The following is a 22257-nucleotide window of genomic DNA, read 5'->3' as shown; positions in this document are numbered from 1 at the left end:
GCTTAGAAAAATACAGAAGCCCTGAGATAAATAGGAATCGTTTCGCTTGGCATATTAGAAGATTTATGCAGGGCTTTAGAAGCTGTTAAATTTAAAGAAAAATGATTTAAATTATATCTAAAACCAAAAGCGATACCAGCTAAAAAATCTTTATTGGGCAAAAGATAATCTCTACCATAACCCATATCCAATCCAACAAAAGGCTCTAATGCTCTTAGATATTTAGGTGCATTTAGAAATTGCAAATAAATTGTATTGTTACTATATGCTCCATAATCAAGAGCAGCGGAGCTTTCTTTAAATCCCCTAACTGTGTATTCATCACCGATTAAAAATTTATCAGCATACAATAAGGATTCATTAGAATAACTCGCACCCGAGCTGTTTTGATATAAAAATGCTAGGCCATCATTTGCATAAAAACTTTTTTGATAGCTTAAATTAAAATTGACTTTGTTAAATTCGATTTTATATAAAGAATCTTTAGAATCTTTTTTAGAACCCAAAAATGGAATTCCTTTTTCGTATTCTAAATTTAAAAACAAAAATCCACCAAATGCCAGCGTTGAATACTCAACCCCGCTAGCAATACTTGAATACCTGCCACTTGAGCTTTCTAAACGAAAATTATCAATCTCATTAACATCATCTTTAATGCCTAAATTGGCATAAATTGAAAATTTATCCTTACTTGTGCGATGTAAAATCTTTTTTAATATAATTTTATGTCTTAAGCTTGTATCTGTATTTTTTATAAAAGAATTATCATATCCCTCAATCATATTTATATTATCACTATATTGCATAGAATAAGACAATTGATAACTCTGTATAGGTAAGGTATAATTTGCTACATAAACATTTTCTCGCTCTTGACTCATATCTTTTAACAATCCTTTGATAAAACCAAAGCGTATGGAATCGTTTAGGTTGAAAATATTACTTAAAGAAAGATAAGCGCTAGCCTTATATTCTCCTTTAGCTTTATAGCCACTATTATCAAAGTCTAATATCAAATCAGGTGGCTTTGATTGAAGATTTATAAATATATCAGAATAGCCATAATTTTCACTGGCTTTAACAGCAATTTTAACATCTCTTGCGCCATTGTTTAAATTTTCTATGCCTGTATCTAAATCGTAAATATTGAATTTATCACCCTTTTTTAAAGGCATACCAAAATCTAATCTTGTTGTATTATTATCCCCATTAAGATATACCTCCCCTACAAAACCATATTTTAAATCAAGAAAAAGTATATCGCGTTCTTGATCAATCCCATCAATAGTTACGCTAGAAGTTGAATAACCCTTTGAAACGATAAAATTTGTAAGCTCTTTAATCATATTGTAGATATCACTGACACTTAAAGGCTGATTAATGTATTTTTTTAAAATATTATTCGTTTGCATAGTCAATGTATCGTTTTTCTTAAATTGAATTTGTTTGAAAATATAAATTTTATCTTCAGAATCTTGATTTTCTAAATACACATCCTTTTCTTGCCGTTGCTTTTTTTCCAATTCATCAAATTCTTTTTGTATATGTAATTGCTGTTGTCTTTTATCTAATAAATTAAGCGTTTTTGCAGAGTCATCTGCTTGCGATAAGCAGATAAAACTCATAAGCAAAAAAATAATTTTTAAAAATCTCACCTATAGCCTTGTAGTTTGTGTGCTTTCATTGATATAAGGCCCATCTGATTTAGAAGGTTGATTTGATGGTTGATTAGAAGTAGAATTAGATCCAGTAACCTTGCTTATCCCATTTTTTATTTTAGAGATTGAAGAATTAAGATTTATAGTACCTCCTGCCCAAGAATGATCTTGTGTATCTGTGGTATTTTGAGTATCTGTACTTATACCATGATTTTTGTTATTGTTTATATTGATATTGACTGCAGAATTTACACCGCCTGTCTTATCGATATGATCATCTATATCAACCACTCCCCCAAAGCTTTGATTTGTTCCACCGCTTAATCTTATCGTAGCCCCATCGCTTTTTTCATAGACACTTACTTTAGAATTTGTAACTTTTCCATCAACAAGTAAATTTCCTTTTTGACTATCAGAATTTAAAATTCCCCCTTGCAAATTTAAATTTCCATTAACATGGCCATTGATTTCATTTGCTGCACTGATACCACTTTGAGTTGTAACAGATGTTTTATCTGTTTTAGCATATCCTATGCCCAAAGTGCCTGCAACACTTCCTGTAACAAGATGATTGCTTGATAAGCCTCCAGTTCCTGACACATTTAATAAAGCACTATATTTTTGAGAATTAAGACTATCAGCTAAAGAATTTACTTCCAAATTTCCACCCACATTTAAAATAGCATCATTAGAAGCTTTAACATTGGCTCCATTGAGTGCAAAATCTTTACCTGTGTTGATATTGACATTATTTGCATTTAAATTCGTGTTAGTAAATTTCGTTTCATTTGTTTTAGAATGTGATGCACTTACAAAGCCCTCAATACCTTCACCCACAGTTCCACCATCAACTGCATGGTATCCTGCAGTTTGTTTGTTTGTTGCTGCAATTTCCAAAGAAGAACTAGAAGAAGAATTTTTAGATTTTGCAGCATTTAAGATAACATTATCTTTTGCCTCGATATTAATGCTATTAGCCTTAGCTTCCACTCCATTTAAAACAATACTTCCTTTTGTGCTTTCTAAATTTAAATTACCGCCTGCATTGATTTTAGAAATATTCTCACTAGAACTTTGGCTTTTATCTTGATTGAATTTAAAACCTAGAGTTTGATTAGAAGTAGTATTTATGAGATTGTTGCTAAATATATTAGCAGTGTTGGCTAAAGCTTGAGAAGCTACTATTCCATAATTTACACCTAAATTTTCATTTTTAGCAGCTGCATTTTGAGCTGATTGATTGATAGCAGAAGCTATAGGACTAGTAGCTTCGATTCTTTCTTTAATATACAAACCAAAGCCTGTACTGCTTTGTGTTTTAGTATCTTCATATTTAGTGCTAGCAATCTCTCCTGCTCTTAAATTAATATCCTTACTAGCCTCAAAATTAGCTCCGCCTATGTCTAAAGCATTGTTTGCATTGATATTAATATTTGAACCTTTAATTGTATTTGAAACATAAGAAAGCTCATCACTTATTTTTTCAGTTTTAGAAAATTCCAAACCAGCCTCTGCAGTTCCTAAAAGATCAGATCTTACTCCACCTTGTGTGATACTATTAGAGCTATTTGTGGTATTGGCATTTGCTTTATCTTGCACAAAACTATAATTTACAGCAACCCCATTTCCGGTTAATTCTAAATTAGCATTAGCAAAAACTCCAAAAGCTAATGAATCACTTTCTGTGTGGATTTTATTTTGTGCAGCTATAAAATCAACCTTATCAGCTTGAATATCAATCTCGCCTCCATTAAGCTCACTTCCTTTAATGCTTATATTTTTTTGAGCATTTAAATTCAAATTATCGGTTTGAATTTGCGATGAAGAAACCAAAGAAGCATCGGTATTTGCAGAACTTTGCTTATATCCAGCAATGGAACTTGTTGAAGAATGAGAAGAGCTTGAAATTTTATTTTCCCCATTTTCTATTGTGATATTTTCTCCATTTAAATTTGCAGATTTATCCGCTTGTAAAGTTGAGCCTGTGATTGCTATATTGCCATTGGTATTAATATTAATATCACCTTTTGAATTTAAAGTACTGCTTATTGATTTTGAAGTTTCTAAATTAGCACTTTCATAACTGATCTCTACGGGTTTTAAATACACACCATCGGTTTTAGTCTTGCTAAGCTCGTGTGCATCTTTAATATTAACATTGTTAGCATTGATATCTATTTTAGAATCAGCATTGATATTGCTAGCTATAATATTTACATCTTGATTGGAAACAATTCCTACATTTGCTCCTTTGATATTGGTGCTTAAAACCCCATCTATGCTCGTTGTGGTATTGGATTTTTGACTATCTGTATTAATTTGCTCAAATGAAGATGATTTAGAATAATCATTTTTGATATTTACATCGCCCTTTTGAGATATAAGAACAATTTTAGAATCATTCGCACTAGTAGAAATATCACTATTTTTTATGTTTAAATCATTTACCGAATCAATATTCACAACATTATTTGCTTTAATTTCTCCTTTTTGAATTGAATTATAAGAGCCTTTTTCATCTATACCTAAAACAGTGTCTATATTGACATTATTGGCACTTAAATTTATATTTTGCGCATTTAAATTAGAACTTTGCAAATTAATCTCATTGCCAGCATTGATATTAATCTGACCCTCTGAAGTTATACCACTTAATAAAGAATTAAATGATTGTGTATTAATATCTATGCCTGTTTTTCCTGTAAGATTTGATTTTATTTCATTATTTGCAATTGTCTCTTTAGAAAGATACAACATAGGGGCCATGATATTTTTACCCTTTTGTTTGATTGTTACATATAAAATCATATCTTGATCAACAGCTTGATTTTTAGCCAAGCCTTGTCCTAAATTTAAGCCATTTTCATTGGCGTATTTTGCTCCATTTTCAAGTAATTTTTTAATTTCTTCTTCGCTTAATTTAGTATTGGATTGTAGTGCATTTGCATACATTGCATTAATAAGCTGATTTTCAAAAAAAGGATCTCCTATTACTATAAATTCATCAAAATTCTTATTTTTAAATTGATTTAAAATGTTTAAAAATCCAAAATACTCGCTTTCATCTATGATGGAAGTATTTGTAGTGTATTCATAAGTAATGTTATTGTTTGTTTTATTTTCAAGAGTAAACAAACCCGAATTAATAAGATCAGGTATAGAATTTAAAATTAAATCCTGACTATTTGTAGCTTTTTTTAAATCCGAATCAACTAAGGCAAAGTTTTTATCTAAAGAACTGACTAAATCTTGATTGTATTCTTTAGCATTAAGATCTAATTTACCATTTGAAGCAATAGCAGCCTCGGATTTTGCTTTAAAAACAATCTTTGCATCAAGATTCCACTCTTTTTGATCAGGAACAAATCTTTTTGAAGCATAATCACTGCCAAACAATAAAGAAAAATATTGGTTTAAAGCTGAATTTTTAGCTGCTGCATCTTTAAGCGCATTCCACGCAGATTCTCTTTGATGATCTTTTGCTTGAGTGGTAGAAAAATATTTCAAAGCATCAAGCAAACTTTCACGATCTACAAAATAATAAGTTGAATTTGTATTCCAAGAACCAAGATATTCTTCGGCAAAAAATCCATTAACCCTAATTTGCTCTAAAACTTCCCTCACAGAAATTTCTTTACTTAAAGATTTATTGTCTATATTTCCAAAAGATACAATATTGCCTTGGGCAAGAATTTTTCCGCTGTTGTTGATTTGTCTAGCATTATCTTGTGATTGAGTATTGATATTTATATCTTTGCCTGCTTGGATAGAAGCTTGCTTGCTATCTAATAGGTTATTATATTTTACAATACCTGTAACCCCTACTTCCATATTCCATCGTTTAAAAGCAGTATCACCATATCCTACTTGACCAAAACCTTGAGCATACTCAGTCAAAATCTCTAAATTGCCTATTAAATTTGCATTATTATTTAGAATATTTGCTTCGATATTTAGATCTTTATCTGCAAAAATTAAAGCATTATTATGAATCGTATGGGCGTTTAAATACAAATTATTTAAGCTATTAAAAGTAGAATTATTTGTAAGTGTTGTAGCTTGGGTTCTAAGATCACTATTTGAAAATAAATAAGCATCATTTACAAGATTTTCATCCGCATGAAGATTTAATTCTTTTCCGCTAGCGACAAGATTTTTAACATAAATATTTTTCGCATCAAGATCTATTGAAGAAGCATTTTCGAGTTTTGAATTAATATTTAAATCATTCAAGCTTTTTATATGAAGTAAATTTTGTGCGTATAAATTTCCATGATTTAAAGTCAAATCTTTGTTAGCTTGTATTTGAATATCTTTTTGGCTTAAAATTTTGCCATTATTCACAAAAGCATCATCATTAAGCGTTAAGCTTATATCTTTATTTGCTGAAATTTCTCCTTGATTATCAAAAGAATTTGTATCAACTTTAATATCATTTAAAGCATTGATAAAGCCAAAATTGCTAGTTTTATCTAGGGTATTTAAAGCTAAATTATCTGCATAAATTTTTGAGTTTTCTTCATTTATATCAAAAATATCTTTTGTCTCTTGGCTAAAGTTTACTTGTTTTGCATTTTCAAAATTATTGGCATTGATTTGAATTTGCTTTCCTTTATAAAGTCCTTCATTAGTAACTTTTCCACTTGCTTTTAAATCAATATTATCCGCATTGATTAAAGAGGTTTTAATGTCTTTAGCATCTATTTTAACACTTCCATTTGAATTTACACCTATAGCTTGAAATTCAGCCTTATCTTTTACTTTTACTATAACATCTTCGATTCCGCGTATTACTCCACTATGTCTTACACCAACGCCCTCTTCTGTGCTAATAAGAGTAACTGTATTTGCATACATAGATCCCAAATACTTCCCATCAATACCATAGTCAATTTTTTCATCTTTTTGTTTTGAAGCAACAATTTTTGGTGCATTTGGGGTGCTTAAATCTACTTTGTTAAGTCCGGCTATAAAATTGATATCGGATAGGTTTTTACCACTTTGATAGTGAGCAATGCTACCTGCAAGATCAATCCCACGGCTGATTACATTAAAATAATCCCCATCAACCATTACCCCCTTTTCTCCAATGGCCACCCTGCCATTACTCGTTACTTCTGTAAAATCTCCATTAAATTTACCCGTACTAAGCGTAACCCCTTTAGTATTTAAAAAAGCTGCTCCATTTACACTAAAACCATTTTCATTAGCAAAAATTAAATTAGCACTTTTTCCAAATACCTCAACAGCACCATTGATACTAGAAGCTTGCTTGCTTGAAATTTCATTGATGATGGTATTAGCATTTTGTTTTAAATTTGGATTTTTCCCTACCCATCCACCAATTTGAGAATTTCCATCTTTTAAACTATTATTAAAAATTACTCCATCTTGGACACTGAATTCATCAAATTGATTGTGTGATACTCCATTTTGATTTGGATTTTTGATATTAATCACATCTGTTTTATTGCTTGATTGTGTAAGATCTGCTGTTCTTGAAACAATGACATTACCATTTCTTTGACGCAAATCTGCTGAGAACAATACGCAAGGAAATAAAGCGCCAAGAAGCGTTAAATTCAACGATAAACGAACAATTTTCTTTTTATTAAATTCCATCAATCCCTCCTTGTAATATTTTTAATCATTTTAATATTAAAATGGTAATTTTTCTCAATATTTTTAATTAATACTAAAAAATCCTAAATAAAAATTCCTTTTTTACACATTTAAAATAAAAATAATATTAATTTGTTTTTTTAAAATTACCAAAATATATAAAAATAAATGTTAAGAAATTTATAGAAGAGACGATATGGAGTTAAATCTTTTCAAAATATTGCAAATTAAAGCCCAAAAAAGGGCTTTAGTATTATTTTACTCCATAAGCATTTTTTAAATTGTTTAAATTAGCACTTGCATGAAGCAATAAACAATCAGCCAAAACCAAACGCACCATAGCACTCACTACTACACTACCTCTAACGCCTACACAAGGATCATGTCTGCCTTTGAGTTCAAATTCTAAATCATTTCCGAATTTATCCATACTGCTTTGCTTTAAAAAAATAGAAGGAGTGGGTTTAAAATAAGTCTTTAAAATAAGATCTTGTCCATTTGAAATACCTCCTAAAATCCCTCCGCTGTGATTGCTTAAAAACTCACCCCCTTTTAAAGCGTCATTATTTTGCGAGCCTCGCATTTTACTCGCATTTATACCCTCACCTATCTCGACAGCTTTTACAGCATTAATTCCCATTAAGGCATGAGCTAATTTAGAATCTAATTTATCATAAAGCACTTCTCCAAGTCCCACAAGCATTCCCTTAGCCCTAGTATAAACAGAAGCACCCACGCTATCTTTTGAATTTCTAGCACCTAAAATTTCATTTTTAAATTCATCTTCTAAATTAGGATCTAAGCAAAAAATCTCACTTTGTTTTGCAAATTCAAAATCCAATTCTTCCTCTTTTAAATTTGAAACAAATCTTCCTACTCCAAAAACCCCACTTTGGACACAAATACCAAATTCACGCAAAAGCATAGCAGCAACAGCACCCGCGGCCACTCTAGCAACACTTTCTCTAGCACTAGCTCTTCCGCCTCCTCTGTGATCTCTTATGCCGTATTTATGAAAATAAGTAAAATCAGCATGGGCAGGACGAAATAAATCTTTTAAATTATCATAATCCTTAGAATGTGCATTTTCGTTAAACACAACCATAGCAATAGGATGACCCGTAGTATAGCCTTCAAATACCCCGCTTAAAACCTGCACCTTATCGCCTTCTTTTCTTGGAGTTGCAAATTTGCTTCCGCCCTTACGCTTATCAAGTTCGCTTTGCAAAAAATCCTCATCAAATTTAACACCCGCAGGCATTCCATCGATCACGCAACCCACAGCCACTCCGTGAGATTCTCCAAAACTTGTAAATTTTAATCTTGTACCAAAAGTATTCACTATAAAGCTCCTAATTTTTCAAGTGTAATTTTTGCTGCCATTTGCTGTGCTTCTTTTTTATTTCCTGCAATGGCTCTTGCAAGCTCTTGTCCATTAAGGATTAAAGCGATTTCAAATTGTTTTAAATGATCAGGCCCAAAAGCACGCACGGTTTCATATTGTGGAGTTTGTCCTAATTTTGCTTGTGTAATTTCTTGTAATTTTGTTTTATAATCCTTGATAAGAATTTTTGCATCAATTTGTGGAAAGTTTTTTTCTATGAGTTTTAAAGCGATATTTTTTGCAAAATCAAATCCTGCTTCTAAATGTATAGCTCCTATAATCGCTTCTAAAGCATCAGAAAGTATAGATGGCTTTTCTTTGCCTCCATTGTTTTCTTCAGCCGCACTCATAAAAATAAAATCGCCTAAATTTAAACTATTTGCGATCTTTGCAAAAGATTTTTCATTAACTAAAGCCGCTCTTAATTTTGACAAATCCCCCTCAGCGTCTTTAGCAAATTTATGAAAAAGATATTCGCCCACAACCAAATCAAGCACCGCATCGCCTAAGAATTCCAAACGCTCATTATTGTAAGGTTTTTTAAAACTTTTATGAGTTAGAGCATGGATTAAAAGATCTTTATCTTTGAAATTATAGGCTAATTTTTGTTCTAATAATTCAATATTTTTCATCATTTTCCCTTGCAATTTTTAAAGCAGCTTCGCGCGCTAAAGTATCACACCTTTCATTTTCCAAATGCCCATTATGTGCTTTTACCCAATAAGCTTTTATCTTATGAGGTTTTACCACATTGATATACTCTTTCCATAAATCTACATTTTTTTTACCCTTGAAATCTTTTTTTATCCAATCTTCTAGCCATTCATTAATGCTTTGAACCATCAAATTAGAGTCTGTAAAAAGTGAAATTTCACAAGGTTCTTTTAAAGCTTTTAAAGCTTCAATAATCGCTTTTAGCTCCATTCTATTGTTTGTAGTATTAGCCTCTGCTCCAAAACCTTCTTTTTGATGTTGATTATAGCGTAAGATATAAGCCCATCCTCCAAAACCTGGATTTTTAAGACAAGAACCATCTGTATAAATTTCAATATGTCTCATTATTTTTCACTTCATAAATGATTTGACAAGTGTTAAATTCATAACAAACAGGACAATGATAAAAAAATAAAGGCATTACACTTTTACACTCTGTACAACGATATGAAAATTCAAGTCTTGCTTTAAAGGAATTGTCTTTTAAAATTTTTAACATTTTAAAATTGGAATTTTTAAAAACTATATCTTTAGGCTTTTCATCTTCTATCAAACCCAAAGCATAAAAAAATTCAAAATATTCTTTATTTTGCAAATTAAAAGCTTTATTTTCCTTATAAAGCAAATCACAAATACTCGAAAAATCTTGATTTAAAAAAATATGATATTTTTCAAAAACCAAGCGTCCTAGCATAGAATTATTGTCTATTTGTAGCTTTAAAATGTGTTCTTTTTTTTCTTCATCACTTAAACTAGAAGCAAGAAAATCCAAGGCTTTTAAAAATTCTTTTTCTTCTTTTACATTTTCTCCAAGTTCAAACAAACAGCCCAAAAGCTCCAAATTTTCCTTATGTTTTCTTAGTTTAAGATAAACAATTTTTAAAAGCTTTAGAGTTTGTATATTTCTGGGTCGAATTTTTAAAGCTTGCAACAAAACTTCCTTTGCACGCTCTAAAAACCCTGCTTTAAAATATACTTTTGCCAATGCGAAAAAGATAAATTCACGCTCTTGCTTGTCCTTACTTTTTTCAAGGGCGATAAGATAAATTTGCGTGGCTTTTTCAAATTCACCACTTTTGGTAAAAATTTCAGCCAAAAAACTCAAATTTCCAAAACTCAAACCTTCATTTCTCAACAAATCTTTATGGATATTATCCATCTCAAATTTTTTAATAAATTTTTCAAGCTTTTGCTCTTCATCTTTACTCGCAAATACTTTCCAAATATAATTTGCCACAGCTACAACGAAGATTAAAACAGTTAAAATTATAAGCCCCACTAAGGGATCTCTATATTCTACGAAGAAAAAATCCATCATCCTGCTCTAAAAAATTTTATGCCAAATTATAGCTAAATCTTTGTATAATTTTATTTAAGGTTTTAAAATGATAACTAAAGAAAGTATAGAAAATTTATCCCAAAGACTTAATATTGTTGATATTATTGAAAATTATATCGAAGTAAAAAAACAAGGCTCGAGCTTTGTTTGTGTATGCCCTTTTCACGCAGATAAAAACCCTTCTATGCATATAAATCCCACAAAAGGATTTTATCATTGTTTTGCATGTAAAGCAGGAGGAGATGCTTTTAAATTTGTAATGGATTATGAAAAATTAAGTTTTGCTGATGCAGTTGAAAAAGTCGCAAATCTTTGTAATTTTACCCTAAGCTACACCAAAGAAAGAAATGAAAACAAAAAAGAACTAAGGACCATACTACCTAGCCTCAATGCTTATTTTAAATCCAATCTCAAACACCATAAAGAAGCTTTGGATTATCTATATAAAAGAATGCTAAATGATCAAGATATAGCCAAATTTGAATTAGGTTTTGCAGGCTCAAGCGAGGATAGTATAAGATTGTTTCATAATGAAAAAATCCCTTTAGAAGATGCTATGAGTGTAGGTGCTTTAAAAAAGGATGAAAATAATGAATTTTATGCAAGTTTTATATGGCGTATCACTTTTCCAATTTATGATCATAAAGACTTATTAGTAGGTTTTGGAGGGCGTACTTTAAATCCTAATGTCGCAGCAAAATATGTGAATTCTCCCCAAAATATATTATTTGATAAAAGTAGAATTTTTTATGCTTTTAATATAGCCAAAGAAAATATAGCCAAAAAAAAAGAAATGATAGTATGCGAAGGCTATATGGATGCTATAGCTTTTCATAAAGCAGGTTTTAACAATGCCGTAGCAGTCCTTGGGACAGCATTAACTGAAAATCATCTGCCTTTGATCCGTCGTTATGAGGCTAAAGTGATTTTATGTTTTGATAATGATGAAGCAGGACTAAATGCAGCCACTCGTTCGGCTTTTTTACTTAGCACTCATAAAATAGATGGCAAAGTAGCCCTTTTAGAAGGTGGAAAAGATCCTGCCGAACTTGTTGCCAACAACCAAAGCGCAAAACTTCATACCCTACTTGAAAAAGGGATGGATTTAGGGGAGTTTTACATTAGACGCATACTTTCAAGCTTTTCTTTAAATTCCGCTCTAGATAAACAAAAAGCCCTTGAAAATATACAAAAATACACCTTTAGCCTTGAACCCTTGGTAGCTAGTTCCTATGTAAGTTTGGTTTCAAAACTCTTGGGTGTAGATGAAAAACTCATCGTTCTTAGCTCAAATCAAAAGTCAAATAAAACTATCGATTTTAACGCCTCTTTCCAGCAAACGCAAAATCATAATCCTAAATCCCACATCACCGAACTTGAACTCTTAAATTATTTAAAAAACAATCCTAACACACACGAGCTTTTTATAAAGATCAGCGATATTAGATGTTTTAAACATAAGGTATTATTAGAAAAAATTTTAGAACACAAAAGCTACGAAGATAGCGATATAAGAGAATTTGAAAGTAAAAATTTTAGTAAAGATTTAAGCCAAATTGAATTCTTGTGGGGAATTTGTAAGGTGAATCTAGCCTTTTTAAATCATATCAATATCACAACTCCTTATCTTGCTTTAAAAAAACAAATCTTTACTCTTATAGAAAAAAATTTTACTCTTCTTAGTAAAAATTTAAACGATTATGAGCTTATAGAGTTTTTAAAAGAGAATTTGTTTTTACTAAAAAATGAAAAAGATGAAGAGAAACTAGAAGCTTTATTTAAAAATTTGCATAGATTTTTTTCTGCTAAGAATTTGGATATTAAAATTTTAAAAAACAATTCTGAAAATGATTACAATGAAGAACCCTTTTAAGCTTCATTTAGAAAAATAACGAAAAAACTATCCGATTTACCTTTTTTTAAACACAATCACGCTAAAGTATAGAAAAATTTATTAAGGATATATTATGATGCCTTTTAGCGATGAAGAGCTTATAAATCCTGTAAAAGCAAGTTTAGATAAAAGTATGCCTATGTTAGAACGCGATGGAGGCGGTCTTGAATTTTTAGGGATTAAAAATGGTGTGGTTTATGTTCATTTAATTGGGGCTTGCAAAGGATGCGCTTCAAGTGGAACGACATTAAAATACGGACTTGAAAGACAACTTAAAATCGATATACATCCAGAAATTACCATAGTTAATTTAAATGGCGGAGCTGAAGATTTTGCAAAATTATAAAAAACTTGGAATCGAGCATTTTTTACGCAAAGACTTTAAAACAGCAAAAATATATTTTTCTTTAGCTTATGAAAAACGCAAAAACAAGCGTTTGTTTCATTTTATCACTCTTTGTGATTTAGCTTTAAAATCTCCAAAAGAAGCATTTTTACTTTTTGAATTTTATTTAGAGCATTATCAAATTAAAAATATTGATAAAGATTTAGAAGAAATTTTACACACCGTAGAACTTAAAAACGAAAAAAATGCCGATGAAGCAGAAAATGAAATTCAAGAAGCCCATGCTTTAAACTATAAAGATTTTCTAAAAAGTGAAGAGCAAATTGGCTTTAAAAAGAGTTTTGAAAATATTATACATAGCACAAAATTAGTCATTGATAATCGTGATGATTTCTTAGACTTTTTAGAAAAATTGCTTGATAATGGTTATAAAGATATAACTTTAAACTATATAGAAAGCGTTATGCCACACTTTTGGGCGAATGAACGCTTTATAAAACTTCAAGAAAAACTTATAGGATTTAAAAGTGAAATTAAAGCTTGATCACTCTTTTATCACCGACAATACCTTAGAATGCGAAAAAGATTGCTTTTTCTTAAAAACTGCACAAAATATGAATTTTTCTAGTAAAGCTCTAGAAAAAGGTGCAAAAATTATCGATGTAGAAGAATGCAAAAAACTCTTAAAGATCGATGAAAATATCAAAATCATAGGGATTACAGGAACCAATGGCAAAACCACTACCGCAGCGGCTATTTATTCGATTTTGCTTGACTTAGGTTTTAAGTGTGGACTTTGTGGCACTCGTGGAGCTTTTATCAATGATGAACAAATTGATGAAAAATCTCTAACCACTTCACCCATTTTAAAAACTTTAGAATATTTACAACTTGCCACGCAAAAAAAATGTGATTTTTTCATCATGGAAGTCAGCTCACATGCTTTAGTGCAAAATCGCATCGAAGGCTTAAATTTTGCAGCCAAAATTTTTACCAATATCACTCAAGATCATTTAGATTTTCATGGCAATTTTGAAAATTACAAAGCAGCAAAAGAGCTCTTTTTTACCGATGAGAGTTTAAAATTTATCAACAAAGATGCTTTAATGATTAAATTTAATGTGCGCAATGCTTTTACTTATGGCATAGAAAATCCTTCTTTGTATCAAGTTAAGGCTTATTCTTTAGAAGATGGCATCAATGCTATTGTGGCATTAAAAGATCAAAGTTTTCATATCGACTCTCCCTTACTAGGACTTTTTAATCTTTACAATCTTCTAGCCGCTAGTGCTTGTGTTAATGAACTTGTAAAGCCGAATTTAAAAGACTTAGAAAAAGCTATCAGTGGCTTTGGTGGGGTTTGTGGTAGGGTTGAGCAAGTGGCTAGTGGCGTGATCGTGGATTTTGCTCACACTCCTGATGGTATTGAAAAAGTACTTGATACACTCAAAAATAAAAAACTTATAGTGGTTTTTGGAGCAGGTGGAGATAGGGATAAAACCAAACGACCTTTAATGGGAAAAATCGTTGAACATTTTGCAAAAATAGCCATTATCACGAGCGACAATCCACGCAGCGAAGAGCCTAAAGATATCATGAATGAAATTCTATCAGGCTTTCAAAACCCTGATAAAGCTTTGATGATAGAAGATAGAAAAGAAGCTATAAATAAAGCTTTAAAACTTAAAGAAAAAGACGATTTAGTAGTTATTTTAGGCAAGGGTGATGAAAATACCCAAGAAATCAAAGGGGTAAAATACCCTTTTAGCGATAAAGCAATTGTAAATGAAATTTTAAAAAATCAAGGATAATAAATGTTTGAAAATATGGATTTTTCTAAGATGGGAGAACTTTTAAATCAAGTTCAAGAAAAGGCAAAAAATATCGAATTAGAATTGGCCAATCGAGAATTTAGTGCTAAAAGCGGAGCAGGACTTGTGAAAGTCAGTGCTAATGGCAAGGGTGAGATTATCGATGTTAGCATTGATGATTCTTTACTTGAAGATAAAGAATCTTTGCAAATTTTACTCATTTCTGCTATCAATGATGTTTTAGCTATGGTAGCGCAAAATCGAACAAGCTTAGCCAGTGATGTTTTAGGAGGATTTGGGAAATTATGAAATTTTTGTTTTTTTTAGTAGCCTTTTTAGTATCTCTAAGTGCAATCGAGCGTCCTAAATTTGAAGATTTTGCTGCAGGCTATGAAAGAAATAAAGCCAGCATGCTCAATTATGAAGGAATGCCCGCTTTTGCCCTGAGTGAAAATTTACTTGCGGTTTTAAAACAGCCTAATGCCAAACTCAATAAATATGTAAAATATGATCCATTTTTAAATCTTTATCTTGTAAGAACTGATTTTAGCTTAATCCCTACACCTATGGGCGATGAAGAAAAACTTACGCGTAACGATTGGATAGGAATTTGGGATCCTAATAGAGCCTATATAGGTCACATCAAATACCTTGCACAAAATATTGATGAAAAAGATCAGCTTGATTTTTCTACAAAAGTAGGACTTTTAGGCACTCCTTGCTGCGAAATGATGGGAATTGCGCTCAATAATAGCTCTTTTATAGGAAATCGCTATTTAAAACATTTTATGAAATATAATGATGTGTATTGGGGCGACATAGGGGTTGATTTTGCAGTGCGTGAAAATAAAATTTATGTGAATAATGTTCGAAAAAGTGGGCAATTTCTAATCAACGATGAAATCATAAGCGTAGATGGAACACCTTTTAAAGATATAAGAAAGCTAAATGAAAAAATTCTCTTTGCAGATCGCGGAAGCACGCTTTATTTTCAAGTATTGCGAGATAATGTGGATTTAAATATTTCTACTGAAGTTTTTGCCAAAGATTTGAGCAAATTCAATCTCCCAAGCAATAAACCAAAACCAAAACCAACAAGTTTTAGAAGCAATATAGGTCTAAGCGTCAATTCAAGTCTTATAGTTACAAGAGTTGATGCAGGCTCCAAAGCTGCTTTAGCAGGATTTATGGTAGGAGATAAAATTTTGCGCGCAAACAATGTGATATTAAAAGATTTTAAAGAACTTCAAACCCTACTTGGCACAGGAAATGATTTTAATATTTTAATCGAACGCAAAAGTGATAAACTTCCTTTATCAGGATTAAACAATGATTTAGGAGGAGTTCATTCAGGTGGAGATGGAAAATTTCAATTTTTCATAAGGCTTGTGAAGTGAAAGAACTCTTTATCAAACATTTAGAAAATCATCTGCCAAAAGTTCAAAGCTTCCATCCTTTTTTCAATGAAGCCTTAGCGGTGATGTTAAAGGCGGGCGGGAAGCACTTTCGCGCCCAACTTTTACTTGGCATTGTAGAAGCAAAAATGCCAAGTCTTATACCAAACGCTCTAAACGCGGCTTTGGCATTAGAATTTATCCACACCTACTCACTCATACACGATGATTTGCCTGCTATGGATAATGCAGATTTTAGAAGAGGAACTCCTACTTTACACAAAACTTATGATGAAACCACGGCTATTTTAGTGGGCGATGCTTTAAACACTGAAGCTTTTTTGCTTTTATCTAATTTAAATTTAAAAGAAAGCATTAAAATCAATCTGATTAGAACTCTAGCTTTTAACGCAGGGCTTAATGGTATGATTTTAGGCCAAGCAATTGATTGTTATTTTGAAGATAAGAAATTAAATTTAGAAGAACTTGAGTTTTTACACATACACAAAACCGCAAGGCTTATTGCAGCGGCTTTGAAAATGGGTTGTGAAATTTGCGAGCTAGATGAAAAAGAAAGCGAAAAAATTTATCAAATCGGTTTAAAGCTTGGACTTATTTTTCAAATCAACGATGATATCATCGATGCGACCATGAGTGAAGAAGAAAGTGGAAAGCCAACAAAGCACGATGAGCATAAAAATTCTTTTGTGAATTTATTAGGACTTAAAAATGCTATTCAAAGCAAGGAAGATTTGATTAATGAGTGTAAAAACGATCTTAATGATCTTGATACTAATTTAGCAAAAATGATTAAAAGCTTAATGATTAAATATTTATAAAGGTTACAAATGGATCTATCAATACTACAAGAACAAGCAAATACTTTAAGATTTTTAAGTGCAGATATGGTGCAAAAGGCTAATTCAGGCCACCCAGGTGCACCTTTGGGAATGGCTGATATTTTAACGGTTTTAAGTTATCATCTTTCTCATAATCCCAAAAATCCAACTTGGCTAAACCGCGATAGATTAATATTTTCAGGCGGACATGCCAGTGCTTTGCTTTATAGCTTTTTGTATTTAAGTGGATATGATTTAAGTTTAGAAGATCTTAAAAATTTCCGCCAACTTCATTCAAAAACTCCAGGCCATCCTGAAATTTCAACTCAAGGAGTAGAAATTGCTACAGGGCCATTAGGACAAGGTATAGCTAATGCTGTAGGCTTTGCTATGGCAGCTAAAAAAGCTCAAAACTTACTAGGAAAAGAATTGATCAATCACAAGGTTTATTGTCTTTGTGGAGATGGGGATTTACAAGAAGGAATTTCTTATGAAGCGTGTTCTTTAGCAGGGCTTCATAAGCTTGATAATTTAATCATCATCTATGATAGCAATGAAATTTCTATCGAAGGAGATGTAAGCTTAGCCTTTAATGAAGATGTAAAAATGCGTTTTGAGTCGCAAGGTTTTGAAGTTTTAAGTATCAATGGACACGATTATGAAGAAATTGATAAAGCTCTAAAACAAGCTAAAGAAGCCAACAAACCTTGTCTTATCATCGCAAAAACAACCATAGCAAAAGGTGCAGGAGAGCTTGAAGGAAGCCATAAAAGCCACGGTGCACCTTTGGGTGAAGAGGTTATTAAAAAAGCCAAAGAAAAAGCAGGATTTGATCCAAATTTAAATTTTCATATACCTAAAGCGGCAAAAATTCGTTTTGAAAGCGCTGTAGAACTTGGAGATTTAGAAGAGGCTAAATGGAAAGATAAACTCGAAAAATCAGAGAAAAAAGAACTCTTAGAAAAACTTTTAAATCCTGATTTTACCAAGATAAATTATCCTGATTTTAAAGGCAAGGATTTAGCTACAAGAGACAGTAATGGAGAAATTTTAAATGCCTTAGCTAAAGATTTAGAAGGATTTTTAGGCGGAAGTGCGGACTTAGCTCCATCTAATAAAACCGAACTTTATGGAATGGGTGATTTTGTAGAAGGAAAAAATATTCATTTTGGTATCAGAGAACATGCTATGGCTGCGATCAATAATGCCTTTGCAAGATATGGAATTTTCTTACCTTTTTCAGCAACATTTTTTATCTTTAGCGAATATTTAAAACCCGCAGCTAGGATAGCAGCTTTAATGAAAATCAAACATTTTTTCATTTTCACACATGATAGCATAGGCGTTGGAGAAGATGGACCAACTCATCAACCTATCGAACAACTCAGCACCTTTAGAGCTATGCCGAATTTCTTGACTTTTAGACCGGCTGATGGCGTGGAGAATGTTAAAGCTTGGCAAATAGCTTTAAATGCAGATATTCCAAGCGCTTTTGTGCTTTCACGCCAAAAGCTTAAAGCATTAAACGAGCCTGTTTTTGGTGATGTAAAAAATGGGGCGTATTTACTTAAAGAAAGTAAAGATGCTAAATTTACACTTTTAGCAAGTGGAAGTGAAGTTTCGCTTTGTTTAGAGAGTGCGAATGAATTAGAAAAACAAGGTTTTGCTTGCAATGTAATCTCTATGCCTTGCTTTGAACTCTTTGAAAAACAAGACAAAGCCTATAAAGATAGACTTTTACAAGGTGAAGTTATAGGGGTTGAAGCAGCGCATTCTAATGAGCTTTATAAATTCTGTGATAGGGTTTATGGCATAGAAAGCTTTGGAGAAAGTGGTAAAGATAAAGATGTATTTAAACATTTTGGCTTTAGCACTCCGCAAATTTTAAATTTCATTCTCGATAAATAAAGATGGAAGCAAATTTCAAATTTCAAAAAGAACAAAATAAAGTTTTTATTTTTGGAATTTGGGATAAAACGAGTGTATCTAAGATTAAAATCAAAGATCTATTGAGTCAAATTTCTCAAACAAATTGTATTTTTGATTTTAGTCAATTAAATGAAATTGATATGGCTGGAGTGAGATTTTTTCTTGCTCTAGAGCATGATTTGAAAAAAAATAATATCTTGATTTTAAGACAAGGATTAAACACACGCTTTAAAAGTCTTTTTGAACTTTGTGAAAAAAACTACCAAAGAATCGATGAAAAACAAGAGAAAAAATTCAATTTTACAGACTTTTTTATTTCTTTAGGAATTTTAAGTTTTGATCTTTTAAAAATTTTGCAAAAATTTATCAGCTTTACAGGTGCCTTTTTTACCAGTCTTTTTTTATGTGTAAAAAATCCCAAAAATTTCCGCTTTATATCTTTTTTATATCATATTGAAAATTCAGCTTTTAAAGCCTTGCCTATTGTTATTTTAACTGCTCTTTTAGTCGGTGTTGTACTTGCATACCAAGCTGCTTATCAACTTGCGCAATTTGGAGCTAATATTTTCATAGTAGATTTAGTAGGAATTTCAGCCACTAGAGAACTTGCTCCTTTGATAGCTGCGATAGTCATAGCAGGTAGAAGTGCAAGCTCTTATACAGCGCAAATTGGGGTTATGAAAATCACAGATGAGATCAATGCTATGAATACTATGGGCTTTCGCTCTTTTGAATTTATCATCATTCCGCGAGTTATGGCTTTGGTTATTGCTATGCCTTTAATCGTTGCCTTAAGCGATGCAATCAGCATATTAGGAGGAATGGTAATAGCAAAAATAAATCTTGATATATCTTTTGGAGAATTTTTAAGACGCTTTAGAGAAGCTGTGGCAATGAAACATATTATTATAGGGCTTGTAAAAGCTCCTATTTTTGGTTTTTTAATAGGACTGATTGCTTGTTTTCGGGGATTTGAGGTCAAAAATACCACTCAAAGTATAGGAATTTATACTACAAAAAGTGTTGTAAATGCTATATTTTGGGTAATAGCATTTGATGCTTTATTTTCTGTGGTTTTAACCATAATGGAAGTTTAAATGATTATAAAAGCGCAAAATATCATCACCCGATTTGGAAATAAAGTTGTCCACGATGGAGTAAGTTTCGAAATCAATAAAAATGAAATTTTTGGGATTTTAGGAGGAAGTGGAAGTGGTAAATCCGTACTCTTAAAACAAATGTTAATGCTTGAGCATTTTGATGAGGGAGAATATGAAATTTTGGGCTTTAAGCTAAAAAATATTAGCGAAGAAGATGCCTTAGCACTGCGTAAAAAATGGGGTGTAGTGTTTCAGTTTTCTGCACTTTTTAGCTTTTTTAGTGTTTATGAAAATATAGCTATCCCTCTTAAAGAATATACAAATTTAGATCCCATAGCTATAAAAGAACTGGTGTTGATGAAACTTAAAATGGTCGGACTAAATGAAAATGTTTTAAAGCAGCTTCCAAGTGAGCTAAGCGGTGGTATGCAAAAAAGAGTTGCCATCGCTAGGGCTTTGGCTCTTGATAGCAAATTGCTTTTTTTAGATGAACCAACTTCTGGACTTGATCCGCATAGTAGTCGTGAATTTGATGATTTGATACTAGAACTCAAACAAAGCTTTGATCTTAATATTGTTTTAGTAACACATGATAAAGAAAGTATGAAAAATCTACTCGAGCGTTTTATCATCCTAGAAGATAAAAAAGTTGCCTTTTGTGGAAATTATGAGGAGTTAAAGGCGCAAAATGAAAGACTTTTTAAAAGATTTATGGAGTAAAAGTGGAAAATAAAGCGAATTATTTTTTTGTAGGGCTTTTTGTTTTTGGAGTTTTTTTTGCTAGTATTGGCTTCATGCTTTGGCTTGGAGGATACTCAAAAGAAGAAAGTTTTGAATACTATGAAATTCATACACAAGAATCCGTTGCAGGCCTTGGAATCAAAGCTCCTGTAAGACTTTTGGGAGTAGAGATAGGAAATGTAGAAGATATCAGTATTTACGATAAAGAAAATTTAGGGGTAAATATTTTAATCAAAATCAAAAAAGGAACCCCTATAAAAGAAGATACTTTTGCAACTTTGCAACTTCAAGGTATTACAGGACTTAAATTTGTACAACTTCAAGGAGGTTCTAAAAATAGTCCAAAACTTCAAGCAAAAGATAAAGAAGAATTTCCAGTGATTCAGTTTAAAGAAAGTTTTTTTGCTGCCATAGATAGACAAAGTGAGCATATTTTTTCTTTGATAAAAAGAGCAGATGATAAATCAAAAGAACTTTTTAGTGATAAAAATTTAAAAAATTTAGAAATACTTTTAAATAATTTAGCACAACTAAGCGCTACTTTAAATGAAAATTCTAAAACATTAAATCACAATATCGCAAACACTAGCTTAAAACTTGGAGAAATGGCGGAGAATGTAAGCTTAAGTGCAAAAGGTTTTAACGCGAGCTTAAAGGATATCCAAGAAGGAGCTTTAGCACTTAGCTCTTTTGCAAAAAAAGCCAATGCTAAACTTGATTCTTATGATGACTTGCGACTTTCCTTAGATGAAAATTTAGAACTTTTGAAAAAAGTACTTTTAGAAAGTAACATTTTAATACAAAATTTACAAAAAAGTCCATCAGATTTAATCTTTAAAGAAACCAAACCCAAATTAGGACCAGGAGAAAAATAATGAAAAAATTTATACTCATAGCCATCTTAGCCCTTATATTTAATGCATGCTCGATTCCAACTAGCACCCTTGATAAAACGCAAAGTTTTATACTTAAAAATGATGGAATTCCTCTTCAGGCTAATTTTATTAAAAGCGATAAAATTCTTAAAATTCAAAACGCGTCTTTGCCTTTATATCTTCACTCAAGATCAATTATTTATATACAAAAAGGTGTAAGTGGAGCTTATGCGTATCATTATTGGGCGGATTTACCCAACAATCTTTATCAATCCTTACTCCTATCTAAATTTGAACAAAGCCAAATCTTTAAAACCCTACTTTCCCAAGGAAGTTCTATAGGAAGTGATTATATACTTGAAAGCAGAATAGATTCTTTTGAACAAGTGATCAATGAAAATGAAAATTATATTAGCATTTCTATTAGTGTGAATTTCATTGACGCAAAAGAAAGTAAAATTATTGCCCATCGCTTGTTTTCAGTCAAAGAAGAGCTTGATAAAATAGATATTTTTAATGTCTATCAATCCTTTGAAAAAGCTTTAAATTTTATAGGAAATGAAATAGTTTTGTGGATAAATACTACACTTGATGAAAAATAGGAACACTTT

General features: G+C 31.4%; 18 protein-coding genes. 12 read left to right on the top strand and 6 right to left on the bottom strand.

Annotated elements, in window-relative coordinates; genetic code table 11:
- Positions 1 to 2 precede the first annotated feature (2 nt).
- From AAID94_00625 to AAID94_00600, 6 genes are all read right to left on the bottom strand, one after another.
- Entirely contained in the window at positions 3 to 1655 is a 1653-nt protein-coding gene (locus tag AAID94_00625; protein XAK24063.1) for a ShlB/FhaC/HecB family hemolysin secretion/activation protein, read from the bottom strand.
- Positions 1656 to 7280, bottom strand: a complete 5625-nt coding sequence (locus tag AAID94_00620) for a hemagglutinin repeat-containing protein (GenBank protein ID XAK24062.1) — start codon at positions 7278 to 7280, stop codon at positions 1656 to 1658.
- A 253-nt stretch (positions 7281 to 7533) separates the two neighbouring features.
- Complete coding sequence (aroC, locus tag AAID94_00615) at positions 7534 to 8622, bottom strand: chorismate synthase (GenBank protein ID XAK24061.1); 1089 nt, start codon at positions 8620 to 8622, stop codon at positions 7534 to 7536.
- Complete coding sequence (gene rnc / locus AAID94_00610; GenBank protein XAK24060.1) at positions 8622 to 9296, bottom strand: ribonuclease III; 675 nt, start codon at positions 9294 to 9296, stop codon at positions 8622 to 8624. The genes aroC and rnc overlap by 1 nt, the downstream gene beginning before the upstream one ends.
- Complete coding sequence (rnhA, locus tag AAID94_00605) at positions 9283 to 9723, bottom strand: ribonuclease HI (protein ID XAK24059.1); 441 nt, start codon at positions 9721 to 9723, stop codon at positions 9283 to 9285. The genes rnc and rnhA overlap by 14 nt, the downstream gene beginning before the upstream one ends.
- Positions 9710 to 10693 (bottom strand): hypothetical protein, encoded by a 984-nt coding sequence (locus AAID94_00600; protein ID XAK24058.1) that lies wholly within the window; start codon positions 10691 to 10693, stop codon positions 9710 to 9712. Before AAID94_00600 ends, rnhA begins: the two co-directional genes overlap by 14 nt.
- A gap of 70 nt (positions 10694 to 10763) precedes the next feature.
- Here AAID94_00600 and dnaG point away from each other — a divergent pair, with 70 nt between their 5' ends.
- The 12 genes from dnaG (at position 10764) to AAID94_00540 (ending at position 22248) form a co-directional block, all read left to right on the top strand.
- Positions 10764 to 12590, top strand: coding sequence for a DNA primase (gene dnaG, locus AAID94_00595; protein ID XAK24057.1), 1827 nt, complete (start codon positions 10764 to 10766; stop codon positions 12588 to 12590).
- A 94-nt stretch (positions 12591 to 12684) separates the two neighbouring features.
- Entirely contained in the window at positions 12685 to 12957 is a 273-nt protein-coding gene (locus AAID94_00590) for a NifU family protein (GenBank protein XAK24056.1), read from the top strand.
- Positions 12944 to 13501: a histidine kinase gene (locus AAID94_00585; GenBank protein ID XAK24055.1), complete on the top strand. Its 558-nt coding sequence runs from the start codon at positions 12944 to 12946 to the stop codon at positions 13499 to 13501. The genes AAID94_00590 and AAID94_00585 overlap by 14 nt, the downstream gene beginning before the upstream one ends.
- On the top strand, positions 13485 to 14768 hold the full coding sequence (locus AAID94_00580; GenBank protein ID XAK24054.1) for a UDP-N-acetylmuramoyl-L-alanyl-D-glutamate--2,6-diaminopimelate ligase: 1284 nt from the start codon (positions 13485 to 13487) through the stop codon (positions 14766 to 14768). The genes AAID94_00585 and AAID94_00580 overlap by 17 nt, the downstream gene beginning before the upstream one ends.
- Before the next feature lie 3 nt (positions 14769 to 14771).
- Positions 14772 to 15077, top strand: a complete 306-nt coding sequence (locus AAID94_00575) for a YbaB/EbfC family nucleoid-associated protein (GenBank protein XAK24053.1) — start codon at positions 14772 to 14774, stop codon at positions 15075 to 15077.
- Entirely contained in the window at positions 15074 to 16165 is a 1092-nt protein-coding gene (locus AAID94_00570) for a PDZ domain-containing protein (GenBank protein ID XAK24052.1), read from the top strand. Before AAID94_00575 ends, AAID94_00570 begins: the two co-directional genes overlap by 4 nt.
- Positions 16162 to 17001: a polyprenyl synthetase family protein gene (locus AAID94_00565; GenBank protein XAK24051.1), complete on the top strand. Its 840-nt coding sequence runs from the start codon at positions 16162 to 16164 to the stop codon at positions 16999 to 17001. The genes AAID94_00570 and AAID94_00565 overlap by 4 nt, the downstream gene beginning before the upstream one ends.
- Positions 17002 to 17010: 9 nt before the next feature.
- The gene (tkt, locus tag AAID94_00560; protein XAK24050.1) at positions 17011 to 18909 is read left to right on the top strand and encodes a transketolase; all 1899 of its coding nucleotides are present in this window, start codon (positions 17011 to 17013) and stop codon (positions 18907 to 18909) included.
- A 2-nt stretch (positions 18910 to 18911) separates the two neighbouring features.
- Positions 18912 to 20027 (top strand): ABC transporter permease, encoded by a 1116-nt coding sequence (locus AAID94_00555; protein ID XAK24049.1) that lies wholly within the window; start codon positions 18912 to 18914, stop codon positions 20025 to 20027.
- Positions 20028 to 20750: an ATP-binding cassette domain-containing protein gene (locus AAID94_00550; GenBank protein ID XAK24048.1), complete on the top strand. Its 723-nt coding sequence runs from the start codon at positions 20028 to 20030 to the stop codon at positions 20748 to 20750.
- A gap of 2 nt (positions 20751 to 20752) precedes the next feature.
- Complete coding sequence (locus AAID94_00545; GenBank protein ID XAK24047.1) at positions 20753 to 21646, top strand: MlaD family protein; 894 nt, start codon at positions 20753 to 20755, stop codon at positions 21644 to 21646.
- On the top strand, positions 21646 to 22248 hold the full coding sequence (locus AAID94_00540; protein ID XAK24046.1) for an ABC-type transport auxiliary lipoprotein family protein: 603 nt from the start codon (positions 21646 to 21648) through the stop codon (positions 22246 to 22248). Before AAID94_00545 ends, AAID94_00540 begins: the two co-directional genes overlap by 1 nt.
- Positions 22249 to 22257: the final 9 nt, after the last annotated feature.

Source organism: Campylobacter coli, from assembly GCA_039516895.1.
GTDB classification, from domain to species: Bacteria; Campylobacterota; Campylobacteria; order Campylobacterales; family Campylobacteraceae; genus Campylobacter_D; species Campylobacter_D coli_B.
Note: the sequence above shows the minus strand (reverse complement) of the source record. Positions and strands in the feature narration are given on the sequence as shown.